At 41.9% G+C, this 14,762-nt stretch carries 15 protein-coding genes and 1 other RNA gene; 10 read left to right on the top strand and 6 right to left on the bottom strand.

From position 1 onward, the window contains the following. Positions 1 to 3 precede the first annotated feature (3 nt). The 6 genes from rseP to lpxA are packed head-to-tail and all read left to right on the top strand — an operon-like array spanning position 4 to position 6,886. Positions 4 to 1,359, top strand: a complete 1,356-nt coding sequence (gene rseP, locus D7V32_RS02335) for an RIP metalloprotease RseP (RefSeq protein ID WP_120401310.1) — start codon at positions 4 to 6, stop codon at positions 1,357 to 1,359. Positions 1,360 to 1,403: 44 nt separating this feature from the next. Next, a complete protein-coding gene (bamA, locus tag D7V32_RS02330) occupies positions 1,404 to 3,995 on the top strand; it encodes an outer membrane protein assembly factor BamA (RefSeq protein ID WP_120401309.1) in 2,592 nt (863 codons plus the stop codon). A 40-nt stretch (positions 3,996 to 4,035) separates the two neighbouring features. Then, positions 4,036 to 4,536 carry an OmpH family outer membrane protein gene (locus D7V32_RS02325; protein WP_120401308.1) on the top strand — a complete coding sequence of 167 codons (501 nt, stop codon included), beginning with the start codon at positions 4,036 to 4,038 and terminating at the stop codon, positions 4,534 to 4,536. Positions 4,537 to 4,539: 3 nt separating this feature from the next. After that, the gene (gene lpxD / locus D7V32_RS02320; RefSeq protein WP_120401307.1) at positions 4,540 to 5,610 is read left to right on the top strand and encodes a UDP-3-O-(3-hydroxymyristoyl)glucosamine N-acyltransferase; all 1,071 of its coding nucleotides are present in this window, start codon (positions 4,540 to 4,542) and stop codon (positions 5,608 to 5,610) included. Positions 5,611 to 5,615: 5 nt separating this feature from the next. Then, a complete protein-coding gene (gene fabZ / locus D7V32_RS02315) occupies positions 5,616 to 6,101 on the top strand; it encodes a 3-hydroxyacyl-ACP dehydratase FabZ (RefSeq protein ID WP_120401339.1) in 486 nt (161 codons plus the stop codon). Further along, positions 6,098 to 6,886 carry an acyl-ACP--UDP-N-acetylglucosamine O-acyltransferase gene (lpxA, locus tag D7V32_RS02310; protein ID WP_120401306.1) on the top strand — a complete coding sequence of 263 codons (789 nt, stop codon included), beginning with the start codon at positions 6,098 to 6,100 and terminating at the stop codon, positions 6,884 to 6,886. Before fabZ ends, lpxA begins: the two co-directional genes overlap by 4 nt. A gap of 55 nt (positions 6,887 to 6,941) precedes the next feature. Here the strand turns inward: lpxA and D7V32_RS02305 are convergent, their stop codons facing one another. Next, positions 6,942 to 7,817, bottom strand: coding sequence for a YbgF trimerization domain-containing protein (locus tag D7V32_RS02305; protein WP_120401305.1), 876 nt, complete (start codon positions 7,815 to 7,817; stop codon positions 6,942 to 6,944). Positions 7,818 to 8,100: 283 nt separating this feature from the next. Here D7V32_RS02305 and ffs point away from each other — a divergent pair. Next, positions 8,101 to 8,197: signal recognition particle sRNA small type (ffs, locus tag D7V32_RS02300), an RNA gene on the top strand. Between the two features lie 596 nt (positions 8,198 to 8,793). Next, entirely contained in the window at positions 8,794 to 9,582 is a 789-nt protein-coding gene (locus D7V32_RS02295; RefSeq protein WP_147394206.1) for a hypothetical protein, read from the top strand. Here the strand turns inward: D7V32_RS02295 and D7V32_RS02290 are convergent. From D7V32_RS02290 to D7V32_RS02275, 4 genes are all read right to left on the bottom strand, one after another. After that, positions 9,579 to 10,217, bottom strand: coding sequence for a regulatory protein RecX (locus D7V32_RS02290; protein WP_120401303.1), 639 nt, complete (start codon positions 10,215 to 10,217; stop codon positions 9,579 to 9,581). The genes D7V32_RS02295 and D7V32_RS02290 overlap by 4 nt on opposite strands. A gap of 70 nt (positions 10,218 to 10,287) precedes the next feature. Continuing rightward, a complete protein-coding gene (recA, locus tag D7V32_RS02285; protein ID WP_120401302.1) occupies positions 10,288 to 11,331 on the bottom strand; it encodes a recombinase RecA in 1,044 nt (347 codons plus the stop codon). Positions 11,332 to 11,469: 138 nt separating this feature from the next. Next, complete coding sequence (locus tag D7V32_RS02280) at positions 11,470 to 11,916, bottom strand: RNA-binding S4 domain-containing protein (protein ID WP_120401301.1); 447 nt, start codon at positions 11,914 to 11,916, stop codon at positions 11,470 to 11,472. Then, positions 11,909 to 12,595 (bottom strand): HAD-IA family hydrolase, encoded by a 687-nt coding sequence (locus tag D7V32_RS02275; protein WP_120401300.1) that lies wholly within the window; start codon positions 12,593 to 12,595, stop codon positions 11,909 to 11,911. Before D7V32_RS02275 ends, D7V32_RS02280 begins: the two co-directional genes overlap by 8 nt. Positions 12,596 to 12,609: 14 nt before the next feature. On the opposite strand from D7V32_RS02275, the gene D7V32_RS02270 reads away from it, so the two are divergent. Then, the gene (locus tag D7V32_RS02270) at positions 12,610 to 13,449 is read left to right on the top strand and encodes a 3'(2'),5'-bisphosphate nucleotidase CysQ family protein (RefSeq protein ID WP_120401299.1); all 840 of its coding nucleotides are present in this window, start codon (positions 12,610 to 12,612) and stop codon (positions 13,447 to 13,449) included. A gap of 61 nt (positions 13,450 to 13,510) precedes the next feature. Then, a complete protein-coding gene (locus tag D7V32_RS02265; RefSeq protein WP_120401298.1) occupies positions 13,511 to 14,254 on the top strand; it encodes a histidine phosphatase family protein in 744 nt (247 codons plus the stop codon). Between the two features lie 62 nt (positions 14,255 to 14,316). Here the strand turns inward: D7V32_RS02265 and D7V32_RS02260 are convergent, their stop codons facing one another. Further along, positions 14,317 to 14,757 carry a hypothetical protein gene (locus D7V32_RS02260; protein ID WP_120401297.1) on the bottom strand — a complete coding sequence of 147 codons (441 nt, stop codon included), beginning with the start codon at positions 14,755 to 14,757 and terminating at the stop codon, positions 14,317 to 14,319. Between the last annotated feature and the right edge of the window lie 5 nt (positions 14,758 to 14,762).

The raw sequence follows: 14,762 nt of genomic DNA, 5'->3' as shown, positions 1-14,762 counted from the left end.
ACGATGAATGCCTTGTTTGTAATAGCAGCAGCAGTTTTATTGCTTGGGCCATTAATTGCAATTCATGAATTTGGCCATTATTTTGTTGCTCGCAAACTGGGCGTTAAAGTTCTAGTTTATTCTATTGGTTTTGGTCCAACACTGCTGAAGTGGACATCTAAAAAATCGGGCATTCAATATCAGCTTTCTGCTTTGCCGCTTGGCGGTTATGTAAAAATGCTGGATGAGCGTGAAGGCAATGTGGCAGAAGAAGATTTACCCTATGCTTTTAACCGTCAGCATCCATGGAAGCGGATTGCAATTGTTGCTGCAGGTCCCCTCATTAATCTTGCTTTCGCAGTGGTGCTGTTTTGGGCATTATTTTTACCTGCACAAGAACAGTTGAATACCCGTGTTGGAAAAGTGTTGCTAAATACGCCTGCCGCAACGGTTCAGATGCATTCTGGTGACAAAATTACAGCAATTGACGGCACACCCGTAAGTACATGGGAAAAACTGAGTTATGCTGTGGTTGACCGTGTGGGTGAAACGGGTCATATTGCCGTGACTGCGCAGCGTGAAGACGAAGTTAAAACCTTCCAGCTGCCTATTCAGCAATTCTTAAAAGATCAATCGCAATCACCTCTTGAGGCGCTTGGCTTTACGCCTTACCGTCCGCAAATTCCAGCTGTTATTACAAAGCTGAGTGAAGGCGGCGCTGCGGTGCGGCAAGGCATGAAAGAAGGCGACCGTATTGTTTCAATTGATGGCGCAGCAATGAAAGATTGGTTTGATGTTGTGCAAGTGGTGCAGGCATCGCCAGAAAAGCTGTTAAAAATTGAAGTGATGCGCGGGCAGCAGCTGGTGCATTTGGACGTAATGCCTCAGGGTAAGCGCGATAATATGGGGAATGTGACGGGTGTGCTGGGTGTTCAAAGTGACCCAGGCAAAGTGACAATTCCTGCAGAATACAAACAAACAATTCAATACACTCCGGCAGAAGCGTTTACAATGGCGCTAGATAAAACTGGTCAGCTTTCCAGTATGATTCTAGGTTCAATTGTGAAAATGGTTCGGGGCTTAATCGGTCTAGATAATTTATCGGGTCCAATTACGATTGCGAAAGTTGCAGGGCAAAGCGCTGAAATGGGCTGGCAAACCTTTATTTCCTTTATGGCGCTGATGAGTGTCAGCTTAGGGATTTTGAATTTGCTGCCGATTCCAATGCTTGATGGCGGTCATTTAATTTACTATTTTATTGAATTAATTCGTGGTAAACCTGTTTCTGAACAAATACAATTGGTTGGATTAAAAATTGGTATGGTACTGCTTGGCAGCATGATGCTGCTGGCACTCTTCAATGATTTTATGCGTTTATAAACTGCGTAGATGATGGAATAAATTTAACAGCGGAAAAGACTGGCATGCAGCACAAACATTTATTTATGCCTTTGGCACTCGTCAGTGCAATGGCATCAGCACAACAAATATATGCAGCAGATGATTTTATAGTACAAGATGTAAAAGTGAATGGATTAGTCCGTTTAGCGCCGGAAAGTGTAGCAACAATGCTGCCGATCACCAGCGGTGACCGAGTGAATGATTCTGCAACTGCAAATGCAATCCGCACATTGTACGCAACAGGCTTGTTTGATGATATTAAAGCATCACAAGACGGCAATACGCTTATTTTCACAGTGGTTGAGCGTCCAGTCATTTCAAAAATTGAATTGAAGGGCAATAAGCTGATTCCTAAGGAAGCGCTGGAAGAAGGCCTGAAAAAAATGGGCTTGGCTGAAGGTGAGGTACTGAAAAAATCTGCACTGCAAATTGTGGAAACAGAGCTTGAACAGCAGTATATGCAGCAAGGCCGTTATGATGCGGATGTGCGTGTAACAACATCTGCAAAGCCGAATAACCGTGTAGACCTTTTACTTGAGTTTAGTGAAGGTAAAGCAGCCAAAGTCTTTGATATTAATATTATTGGTAATACAATTTTTAAAGATGCTGATATTAAACAAGCTTTTGCAGTGAAAGAAAGCGGCTGGGCATCTGTTGTATCCCGCAATGACCGCTATGCGCGTGAAAAAATGGCTGCCAGCTTAGAAGCATTGCGTGCAATGTATCTGAACAAAGGCTATATCAATTTTAATATTGCAAATTCAAGCTTGAACTTAAGTGAAGATAAAAAGCATGTCTTTATTGAAGTTTCTGTGGATGAAGGTGAGCAGTTTAAATTTGGCGAAACGAAATTTTTAGGCGATGCTTTGTATCCTGCTAAAGATTTAGAAGCGCTTAAAATTTATAAAGATGCTGATATCTATTCGCAAGAAAAAGTGAATGCTGTAAAACAGCTGCTGCTTCGCAAATACGGCAATGCCGGCTACTACTTTGCTGAAGTCAATGTTGTGCCGCAAATTAATAATGAAACCAAACTGGTTGATTTGAGCTACTATATCAATCCAGGTCAGCAAGTGACCGTTCGCCGCATTAACTTTACAGGCAACTCAAAAACTGAAGATTCAGTATTGCGCCGCGAAATGCGTCAAATGGAAGGCGCATTGGCAAGCAATGAAAAAATTGATTTGTCTAAAGTGCGTCTTGAACGTACTGGTTTCTTTAAAACTGTAGACGTTAAGCCAGTTCGTGTACCAAATGCTCCAGACCAAGTTGACTTGAATGTCTCTGTTGAAGAGCAGCACTCAGGTACAAGTACTTTAGCAGTCGGTTTCTCACAAAGCGGCGGTGTAACATTCCAAGCAGGTTTAAGCCAAACTAACTTCTTGGGTACGGGTAACTCTGTTTCTATTGATTTATCGCGTTCTGAAACTCAAGATTACTACAACCTGAGTGTCACAGATCCGTACTTCACCATTGATGGTGTGCGCCGCGGTTACAATATGTATTACCGTAAAACTAAGCTGGATGATGACTACAACGTTAACAACTATGTAACGGACAGTTTCGGCGGCGGCATTAATTTTGGCTATCCAATTGATGAAAACCAAAGCATCAGTGCAGGTTTGAATATTGATAGTACAAAGGTTACAACTGGTCCGTATGTGTCGACTTATGTACGTGATTATTTGCTGCAGAATGGCGGTAAATCAACAGGAAAAGGCTCATATTGTCCAAATGATGCAAGTGGTAATGCGCAAAATACAGTTCCTGTATATTTGACCGATTCAAATGGTAATTATTTGGATTCTGACGGTAAGATTACTACAGATAGCACAAAATACGTTATTTCCTATTATAGTTGTGCAGTTCCTGAAGTTACATATGATAATGAGTTTGAAGGTGACTTCTTAACTTATAACCTAAACTTGGGTTGGAGCTATAACACGCTGAACCGTCCAATGTTCCCGACTAATGGCATGTCACATCGTGTAAATGCTGAAATTGCTTTGCCAGGCAGTGATGTTGAATATCAAAAAGTAACTTATGATGCGCAAGCCTTCTTCCCATTAGGTAAGGATTTCGTACTTCGCGGTTATGGTAAATTAGGCTATGGTAATGATTTGCCGTTCTATAAAAACTTCTATGCTGGCGGTTTTGGCTCTGTACGCGGTTATGACAACAGTACTTTGGGTCCTAAATACCCTGGTGTGACTTATAGTGAAACAGAAACGCGTGATCATGATCCTGAAGAAGTTGGTGGTAATGCTTTGGTTCAATTTGGTGCAGAACTTGTATTGCCATTGCCGTTTAAGGGGGATTGGACACGTCAAGTTCGTCCAGTATTATTTGCCGAAGGCGCACAGGTATTTGATACGCAGTGTGATGTTCCAACAGGTACATTGTATTTAGATGCAAATAACAAAAGTGTTGATGCTAAGCAATATTGTCAAGACAACTATGGCTTTGATATGAATAACATGCGCTATAGTGTTGGTGCAGGCTTTACTTGGATTACGATGATTGGTCCGCTTTCATTGAGCTATGCATTCCCGATGAATGATAAAGCTGGTGATGATACCAAAAATATCCAATTCGAAATTGGCCGTACTTTCTAAGTACGGTTCCTTTCGGGGGATAAAAAATAAAGGTGAATACATGAAACAGATTATAAAAAGTATTGTTGCCTTAACTCTGCTGAGCGGAAGCGCCGCTCATGCAGCAGGTTATGGAGTAATTGATATAGAACGCGCTGTAGAGCAAAGTACATATATTAAGCAGCAAAATGCAGTCATTCAAAAGCAAATTCAGCCGCAAACAAATCAAATTTCAGCTTTAAGCAAGGAACTCGAAGCGCTGCAGCAGCGCGCACAGCAAACTGGCGCCAAACTTTCAGATGCTGAAAAGCAAAAGTTTGCTGCTCAGTATGAGGCGAAAATTAATGAGATGAATAGTTTGCAGCAAAAAGTGCAGGGTGTAGTTGAAAATAATATTCAAAGTATTAAACGCACAATGGATGCACGTATTAAGCAAGCTGCAGAGCAATTGCGCAAAGAAAATAGCTTAGATGTGGTTTTGAACAAAAATTCCGCATTGGCTTATGACCCTAAATTTGATTTAACTGATAAACTTATTCAAAAGGTTAACTCAGTTAAATAATCAATGAATCTTCAGAAATTCAGCCTTGAGCAGCTCGCCAGCTTCGTACAGGGTAAGGCTGTCGGCCAGACAGAAATGCAGCTTGACGGTCTGGCAAGTTTGACACAAGCGGATGCTCATAAGCTGGCATTTGTAAATGCAGATAAATATCTTGATCAGGCAAATCAGTCAAAAGCTGGCGCATTGATTGTGACCGAAGAGCTGAGGGCTCATATCACTTCACAGCAAAATTTTATTGTTGTCGAAAATCCATACTTAGCCTTCGCTATTCTGACGCATGTCTTTGAAAAGAAACATACAGCTCAAGGAATAGAAGCAACGGCTCAAATTCACGCTTCTGCCATTATTTCGGACACCGCTTATATTGGCCATTATGCTGTCATTGGTGAACATTGTGTGGTGGGTGATGAAACGGTTATTCAATCGCATTGCCATATTGATGATGGTGTTGAAATTGGCAAGCAGTGCTTTATTGACTCGCATGTTGTGCTGACAGGGCATTGTAAATTAGGTAACCGTGTGCGTATTCATGCCAATACGGTGATTGGCGGTGAAGGATTTGGCTTTGCGCCATACAAAGGCAAGTGGCATCGAATTGCACAGTTGGGTTCTGTGCTTATTGGAAATGATGTGCGTATTGGCTCAAACTGCAGTATTGACCGCGGTGCATTGGATGACACGATTATTGAAGATGGCGTCATTCTTGATAACCTTGTGCAAATTGCCCACAATGTTAAAGTTGGCGCCAATACAGCGATGGCAGCCAAATGCGGTGTTGCGGGCAGTACCACAATTGGCAAAAACTGTATCTTTGCGGGTGCAGTAGGTGTGGTGGGTCACATTAATATCGCCGATAATGTAACGGTTACCGGTATGTCAATGGTCACAAAAAGTATTTCTGAAGCTGGGAGCTATTCTTCTGGCACGCCTATGCTGGAAAGCCTGCATTGGAAACGCGCAGCTGTGCGCTTTAAACAATTAGCAGATGCGCCATTGACCCAAATGTTAAAAAGACTTGATCATATGCAGGCTCAAATTGAGTCACTTGAATCAACTTTTAAATTGCGTAAATAATTATGATGACTGAGTCGAATACACCTGCATTCACTAAACCTGAATTGCCAATGAATATTCAAACTATTCGTGAATATCTTCCGCACCGTTACCCATTTTTATTGGTTGATCGTGTGACTGATATTACTGAAAATGCGATTGTCGGTTATAAAAACGTTTCAATTAATGAAGAGTTTTTACAAGGCCATTTCCCAGAATTTCCAATTATGCCAGGTGTGCTGATTGTTGAAGCTATGGCGCAAGTTTCTGGTATTCTAGGTTTTGTAATGAACAATAAAAAGCCAACTGCTGGAAATTTATTCTTATTTGCTGGGGCGGAGAAGGTTCGCTTTAAAAAACCTGTCGTTGCTGGCGATCAATTAGTGTTAAAATCTGAACTCGTCATGCAAAAGCGCGGCATTTACAAATATAATTGTATTGCTACGGTGGATGGCGTAGTCGCAGCAACCGCGGAAATAATGGTTTCGCATCAGAAAATAGAGCAAGCATGAGCAATAACGAATTTATTCACCCAACCTCTATTGTTGACTCATCTGCAGTAATTGCTCCAGATGTGCAGATTGGCCCTTATTGTATTATTGGTCCAAATGTAACAATTGGTGCAGGGACTAAACTGCACTCTCATGTGGTTGTTGGCGGTTTTACCCGTATTGGCGAGCACAATGAGATTTTTCAGTTTGCCAGTGTAGGTGAAGTCTGTCAGGACTTGAAATACAAGGGTGAAGAAACGTGGCTTGAAATTGGCGATCATAACCAAATCCGCGAACATTGCAGTTTGCATCGCGGGACTGTTCAAGATCAAGGCTTGACAAAAGTCGGCAGCCATAACCTTTTGATGGTAAACACGCACATTGCGCATGACTGTATCGTTGGCAATCATAATATTTTTGCAAATAATGTGGGCGTTGCTGGTCATGTATCGGTGGGTGACTTTGTTATTGTTGGCGGAAACTCAGGTATTCACCAATTCTGCAGAATTGATTCTTACAGTATGATTGGCGGGGCGTCTCTGATTGTGAAAGATGTTCCTGCATATGTGATGGTGTCTGGAAATCCTGCACATGCATTTGCTATGAATATTGAAGGCATGCGCCGCAAGGGCTGGTCGAAGAATGTTATTCAAGGTCTGCGGGAAGCATTTAAACTGATTTATAAATCAGGTTTAACCACACAAGAGGCGGTAGATAAAATTCGTAATGAGATCTTGCCTGAAGTTGCTGAAGCGCAGCTGCTGCTAGATTCGTTAGAACAATCAAAGCGCGGTATTGTACGTTAATCCGCAGCTTAAAAAAAACCGCCATATTGGCGGTTTTTTTTATTTAAGTTCCTGCTTATTTCAAATAGCCGGCTTCTTCTGATTTTGGATAATTTTTTAACAGCTGCTGTTTGTATTGATTTGCTAGGGCAGTATTGTGATCTACATCTTTAGCAATATTATGCAGCTGATAAAGTGCGCGTGATGCACGTGAAGAGTTGGGATACTGTTTCACGACGATGCTGTAATTTTTTTTTGCTTCACTAAAATTGGATGGCTCGATTGCTACATAAAACTCAGCAAGCCAAAAGTGTGCATTACTGATATATACGCTGTTTGGATTGTTTTTAATGAAGTTTTGCATTGGCGCAATGGCTTTTTTAGCACCGCCTTGTTTATAAGCATCTAAAGCTACTGTATATGCGGCTTTGTCCAGCTCTTCTGAGCGGGCAGGCACAGCAGCGGTATTGGCTGCTGCTGGTTGTTTATTTGCTGCTGTATTGCTTTTGGGCGGTACAGGCGGCGCAGTTGTTACGATGCTGGTGTTTGCTGAGTTGCTGGGTACACTACCTTGTTGGTTATCCTCCTCTGCAGCAGTACCCTCAGCGGGTTCTATTTTTTGCAGAAGCGCTTCAAGACGCTGATCTAGGTCTGCGTAGCGGTTATTCAGCTCATTTTTGAGTTTTTCAATTTCATTGTCATGCTCTTCAATTTTGCCGCGCAGCGCTCGAATATCATTTTCCAGCTGCTGATTTTTTTGCATCAGCTGCCAATTCAGATTGGTCGTGACAGGCTGTTCGCTGCCTATAGAGATTGCAGCTTGTGTATTGTTGACAGCATAGACCGTATTGCTGCCTTGGCTTAAACCACGTGATTCAATGGGAATATTGGCAAAAACGGGTGCGGAGCAGCAGATAAGCAGTGTGCCGAGCGCATGTTTTTTTAGCATCATAAAATTTCCGTATTATTTGTGCTGGTTTAAGCGGAGACATCCAGCATCATGTTAAATTTCAATAGACACATTAAAAACGGCAATACTGGCAAATGCAATACGATTTTTCATGGTTGTTGTTTTTATAAGTAAAGTTTTTGTGCAAATGTGGAGGAAAGATATGATTTAAAATCAGTATTTTGCTTTATAAATAATCAAATGAATCAAACAGCGGGTGAATATGGCTGTTTAGGCTTGAAAGTTTAAGAAAATTCTCTATACTCTGTTTTTGTAATGGTAGCCCTGCTGGTTACTTCGCAATTGTAATCTACGAACCCCGCCAGGACCGGAAGGTAGCAACGGTAGTAGACCTATGATGTGCCGAAGCTTTGCTGGTAGGGCTGCCACCATATTATTAAAATAATTTATCTTCTTTTATCTTTATTTCATAGCTCTCATATATCATTTATGTCACTATCAGTCATATAGCGATATGATTTTTCTATTGTATTTTAAAAATCATACTCTTAGACGCTTCAATCTTGCTATGCTTTAACTGTACATAAAGAATAACATTAAGCATAAAAATACATTTTGCTTATAATGTTTATGAAGGTCGGGTGCTGGCTTATTCCGCGTAAATAAAACGTTCAAGAAGTAGCTTATGGTTTTTCTTTGTTTTATTGCTCTTTCCTTGGTTATGATTCTTAAATGTTTCTTTGATTACAGCGCAGCAGCCAGTTTGGGGGATTGTGATAGCCGCCGCCGCTTCATGTTTGGTATCTGTGCTTTATTTGGCGTTATTGATTGAGTTTTTTGTTTCTAAAATTGTCATTCATGCAGATCATCTAAGCCAGTGTTATTTTTGAAAACCAAAATTATTAAGTACCGGGGTATTTAGTGTTGCCGTTTAAGATATCATCTGACCATTGAAGCTCAAAATGGCGAACGGATAACGATACTGCGTTTACTTCAGTATTTTAATGAGATGTGTTTGATGAGGCAGGAAAACTCTCAGGATTTGGATCGAATATTGGGCAATAAGCATGATCAGGCATTTTTTGCTCAGGCAGGCGAGCTGACTGAGGCTGAAAAACAGCGCTATATTAGCAAGGCAAAACGGATTAAAAAAGCCATTGATATTGTAGTCGCTGGATTATTCATTCTGAGCTTTTTTCATTTTTCGCCTTATATTGAATTGATGTTTTATTTAAGTGTATTTGTTTATTTCTATTTAAGTTATTCGAACAGCAGTTTAATCCGTATTCACTTTGGGCAGACTGAATTGCCAAATGCGCTCTACAGTGTTTGGATTATTATGATGTTATCTGGGCTATTGCTGCTTTATAAAGTGATTGATCATCAAGATATAGCGCGCTATCTGATGATTGTGCTGGCTTTTAGCTGTCTGCTATTTATTTTACTATGTATAACGGCCAATATGTTCAGAGCGGAAACAACCGTGACTCAGCTGTTTGGGCTGCTGTTTCTGAGCTTTAGCTTGATGTTCTTTTACTCCATGAGCTTTATCTGCTTTTTGAATGTGTTTGGAGAGCAGCGGGTTGTGCATAGCAGCAGCTATATAATTATAAATAAAGATTATTCATCGAGCCGTCGAGGTCCATCTAGGCATTACTTTGACTTAAAAACGGAATCGGGTACTGTGCTTCGAAATATTGATGTGCCTTCATCACATTTTAATTCTAAGCAAATTGGCGATGAATATCAGATTCAGACTTATAAAGGCAATTTAGGCATTGCTTGGACACCAACCAATGGCTATTAATCCTCATTGGGTTTGCGTGATATGGCTTTGATAATCGCGTCCATTTCAAAGCCGCGGTACATTAAAAAGCGAATCTGCTTGGCTTTTATTTTAGGGTCTTTGCTGACCTCTGTACCATATTTTTTGACTTTAAGCTCATAAGCCTGCTGAACCCAATCAGTTTCTTTCAGCTCATCCGCAATTAATGCTGTATCCAGTTTTTTGCTTTTGAGCTTCATTTTAATTTGATTTGGCCCTTTGCCTTTGCGTTTTTGGCTTGATAGAAGGGTGTCTGCAACGCGCTGATCACTTTGATAATTCTTACGTGCTAGTTCGTCAACCAATTTTAAAACTTCATCGCGTGATTCTGCATATAAGGACAGTTTTTCGATCAGTTCGGCTTTGGCATATTCTTTACGGGTGAGTACAGCAAATGCATAAGAACGCAAACGCGAGCCTGTAAGGCCGGGTTTCTTTTCAGCCTGAGCTGGCGGCGCATCAAAACTCAGCGCATCATCGTCATTAGATAAAATGTGCTCTCGCTGAGCATGATAAGCAGTGGGGGCGCTGCTATGCGGCGCAGTGGGTCCGTCTTCACCAAATTGCTTCTTCAGTGCTTCATAATCTAGAAGTTTGGGAAATTTTGAATCAGTCATCTTCTCTATGCTTATAAAAGAAAAACGCCCCGCAGGGCGTTTAACAGTTTAACCTGAAATTTCTTTGCTGTTAAACATCTAAGAAATCTGGCTCTTCTTCATTATCTTCCGCAGGAGCTGCATTGCTTGTAGTCAGCAGCTGTTCGCGGATTAGTTTTTCAATGGTTTGAGCAAGTTCTGGGTGCTCTTCAAGATGACGGATGGTGTTGTTTTTACCTTGGCCAATCTTGTCGCCTTGGTATGAGTACCAAGCGCCTGCTTTGTTGACAATTTCCTGCTGTACAGCAAGGTCAATGAGTTCACCAAGGTGGTTTACGCCTTTGCCGTAAAGAATTTGGAACAGTGCTTCACGGAATGGAGGTGCCATTTTGTTTTTTACAACTTTGACTTTTGTTTCTGAACCAATGATTTCATCGCCTTCTTTAACTTGGCCAATGCGGCGGATGTCTAAGCGAACTGATGCGTAGAATTTTAGTGCATTACCGCCAGTTGTGGTTTCTGGGCTGCCGAACATCACGCCAATCTTCATACGGATCTGGTTAATGAAGATCACCATACAGTTTGAGCGTTTCGCATTACCTGTGATTTTACGCAGCGCTTGGCTCATTAAGCGGGCTTGCAAGCCCATGTGCGAGTCGCCCATTTCGCCTTCAATTTCAGCGCGAGGAGTAAGCGCCGCAACAGAGTCGACTACGATTAAATCAATTGCGCCTGAACGAACAAGCATGTCGGCAATTTCAAGCGCCTGTTCACCGTGGTCTGGCTGAGATACCAGCAAATTATCAATATCTACGCCAAGTTTACGGGCATATTGAGGATCTAGCGCATGCTCAGCATCAATAAACGCGCACGTGCCGCCAGCTTTTTGACATTCCGCAATAGCTTGCAGTGTCATTGTGGTTTTACCAGATGATTCTGGACCATAAATCTCGATAATACGGCCTTTCGGCAAGCCGCCAATACCTAGCGCAATATCCAGTGTTAATGAGCCAGTTGATACAGCTTCAACCGCCTGTACAGTATTTTCGCCTAAGCGCATCACTGTATTTTTACCAAATTGCTTTTCAATTTGGCTTAAGGCAGCATTCAGCGCCTTGCTTTTATTATCATCCATCTTACAACCTCAATACGATGTCACTAAACAATATACTCAAGTGGATGTATTCACTTTAAAACTTTCCACATGAGTATAGTGGCAGAAATATGCCTTATAAACTACAGCAATTCTGATATGCACGACATATCATGACGCTTATGACTCATCATCATAATAAGACCAATGCTGGTCAAACTGCTGGTCATTTTCTCTTTTAAATTTGCCAATATCTCGGCGGTCCTTTTTACTTGGCCGATGATCTGGCCGCGCTAGATTATGCAACTTTCTTTGTGATGCAATCAATTCCCTTCGCGCAATACTGACCTCAGTTTCTTCGTACAGCAGCTGAGCAACGGGTGCTGGGCCGCGAACATCAGAGAGTGCCTTGATAATCACCGATTTTTTTTCAATACCTTGTGCAATGGTTAATTCCATACCGATACGGACTTCACGTGATACTTTTACACGTTCGCCATTATGATGCACTTTACCGCCTTCAATGGCATTTTTAGCAATTGAACGGGTTTTAAAAAAACGCGCAGCCCAGAGCCATTTGTCTATACGCATTCCAACCGCATCTTCGGCTAGATTCGATTTACGCATATTTTTTGATTTCCTCAGCTTCTTCCAAAATAGAAATAAGATCTGTTAATGCGTGCAGCATAGGATATTTGCATGTATCACGCGGCGCTTTTGCAGAAGAAGGCTGAGCAATGCTGTATAAATTGGCAATACCGCAGCGCTGAGCGCCTTGCAGCACTTTTTCTGTATCATCAATAAAATAGCAATATTCAGGCTTAAATGGGTGTAATGCATTTAATTCTTGCCAAAACTCATCGAATTCTTTTGCATGGCCTAAGGTTTCACTGCTGACAATGACATCAAAATAGTCTGCAATGCCAGTCTCGAGCAGTTTAAACTCCAAGCCTGCAGCATCTGCATTGGTTGCCAGCCATATTGGATAGCCATTATCTTTTAAATAAGCCAGCAGCTCGATACAGCCGTTGCGTTTAGCAACTTTATGCTTTTGCTCAATTTGCATTTGCAATACATCAACGCCGACTTGTGATGTCCAAAAGCGTGATGAGTACCATTTTAGGGTATGATTATGCTGTTGGTAAAAATTAAACAATGTTTGCGTGCTTTGCTCTAAACTGCAGTTATGATGCTCTGCATAGCGGATAGGCAACAGCTCATTCCAGATGAAATCATCATAAGCAAGATCGAGTAAAGTTCCGTCCATATCAAAAATGATGGTCGGCTTTTCTGAATAATTTGGCATATATAAGGCTTTCTATGTTTAAAACAGCAATGCCGCCGCAAGATCAGCTCATTGGGCAACTGGTACCCATTGTGACACAGGCGTGTGAAATTTTGCGAGAAGAATATCAGCGCTATTGTGCAGGTGCAGATTTTGATGTGGAAAGAAAAGAGGATAATTCACCTGTTACGCAGGCAGACTATCGTGCCAATGCTTATATCACTGCAGCGCTTTCACAGATTTCAAATTTACCTTTGCTTTCGGAAGAAGGCGATCAGACGCAGCGCAAAGACTGGAAGGCATTTTGGCTGCTGGATCCTTTAGACGGTACAAAAGAATTTCTGCATAAGCGCCCGGAGTTTACGATTAATCTGAGCAAGGTTGTTAATGCAGAAACGGTTTTTGCGATATTGGCTGTGCCGGGTGAATACACGATGTATATTTGTCCTGAGCAAGGCATCCCCTTAAAACTGGATATTGCGTCTGGACAATGGTTTGAATATTGCCCGCAGGACACCGCGGCTGTTCACGTCGGTTTAAGCCAGAGTGCGCAAAGCAAGCCGCAATATGATGAATATCTGCAGTCTTTGGCTAACTTGACTGAGTATACGGTGTTTAAGGCTGGAAGTGCCTACAAGTTCTGTATGATGCTGGAGGACCGTGTCGATATTTATCCGCGCTTTCATCCAACGTGTGAATGGGACACCAGTGCGGGGCAATGCCTGATTGAGCGCATAGGCGGCGGTTTAATTGATTTTAAAGGGCGGCCCTTTGTTTATAATCAAAGGGATAGTCTGCTAAACGGCGGTTTTATTGCGTATAAAAATAAGCATATGAAAAAACTGGCGTTGCAGGCGCTAGAGTTAATGCTTTAGTGTCATTGAGCTCCAAGCTGTTCGTGCTATAGTAAGCGCACAGTTTTTTGTTTGATTTGATATGGCTCTAGATCTGCTTCCTCCCAGTATGTTCAAAGCGCTGGATTTGCTCCCTGATGCAAAAACACCAGTGACTTTGTTTACGCGCCATTCTATACGTGAGGTGGTGACAGGACAGGGGCTGGCGGGTTATGACCTGCAGCTGACCAATCAGGGCCGTGATCTGGCAGAAGCTTGGGGTGAGTATCTCATCTCAAATACAGACCGAGTAATTGAACACTGTATTTCCAGTCCAATTCAGCGCTGCGTAGATACGGCAGCCTTAATGATTCAGGGGGCAGATGCTAAAGTGCAAAGCCCCAATACGCATCATATTGAAATTATTGAGCAGGGCTTATTGGTAGAGCCGGGCAGTTTTGTTTTAGATATTAAGCAAGCTGGGCCATATTTTAAGAAACAAGGCGCTCTCGGTTTTATTAACAGCTTTGTTAATAATGCGCTGCCGGGGATGAAGCACCCAATTGGCGGTGTGGTTGATGTGCTGGAGCTGATTTATCAAACGCATCCGACGAGTCAGGCTGGTCTGAGCTTGGCTGTGAGCCATGACACAATTTTAGCCGCAATTTTAGCGGTTATTTCAGGTAAACACGGTATTACCCGAGAAGAATGGCCGAAAATGATGGAAGGCTTGTTTGTCTGGTTTGAGGGTGAGGTTTTTAAAGATTCGAAGCTGAAGTGGATTTGGCGCGGTGAGCTGCATGAGCTGGTTATTGCAGACTTTTATATGCATCAGCCCGTGGACTAAATAAAACTGAATCAGATCAGAAAAAGCCCAAAGTGAGCTTAGCTTTGGGCTTTTTTTTATTGTTAAAGGTTTGCTTTTAAACGGTTTGGAAAATCATTTAAATTAATCTCCCGGCCTTGATCATTGAGAGGCCATTGAGCGGTGTTCACACTGACGCTTTGCTGGTGAATGCGGCTGTATTTGTCTGCCGCTATGAGTGTTGCGATTTCATGTCCAGTGATGGTGTAAGCTGTAACAACATCTTTCGGATATGCGGTACGTTGGTAAAATTGTGTTTCACTTTCACCTTGATGCAGTGCAAAAATACGTTCCACAGCCGGTAGATATATACCATAACCTAGCCATGCATCGACACCTTGAGATGCTTGTATTTCGGCAGTGCCTTTCATATTTGAGATGACTTTGCCCAAAATATCTTTTTCGCCTTTTGCGGTGAAATATTCAATATATTGCTGTTCAGCAGACTGAAATTTTTTAAGTGTTGGCAGGAAGTTATTAATCATCAGAT

It is taken from the genome of Acinetobacter tianfuensis (genome assembly GCF_003611465.1).
GTDB lineage: Bacteria > Pseudomonadota > Gammaproteobacteria > Pseudomonadales > Moraxellaceae > Acinetobacter > Acinetobacter tianfuensis.
Note: the sequence above shows the minus strand (reverse complement) of the source record. Positions and strands in the feature narration are given on the sequence as shown.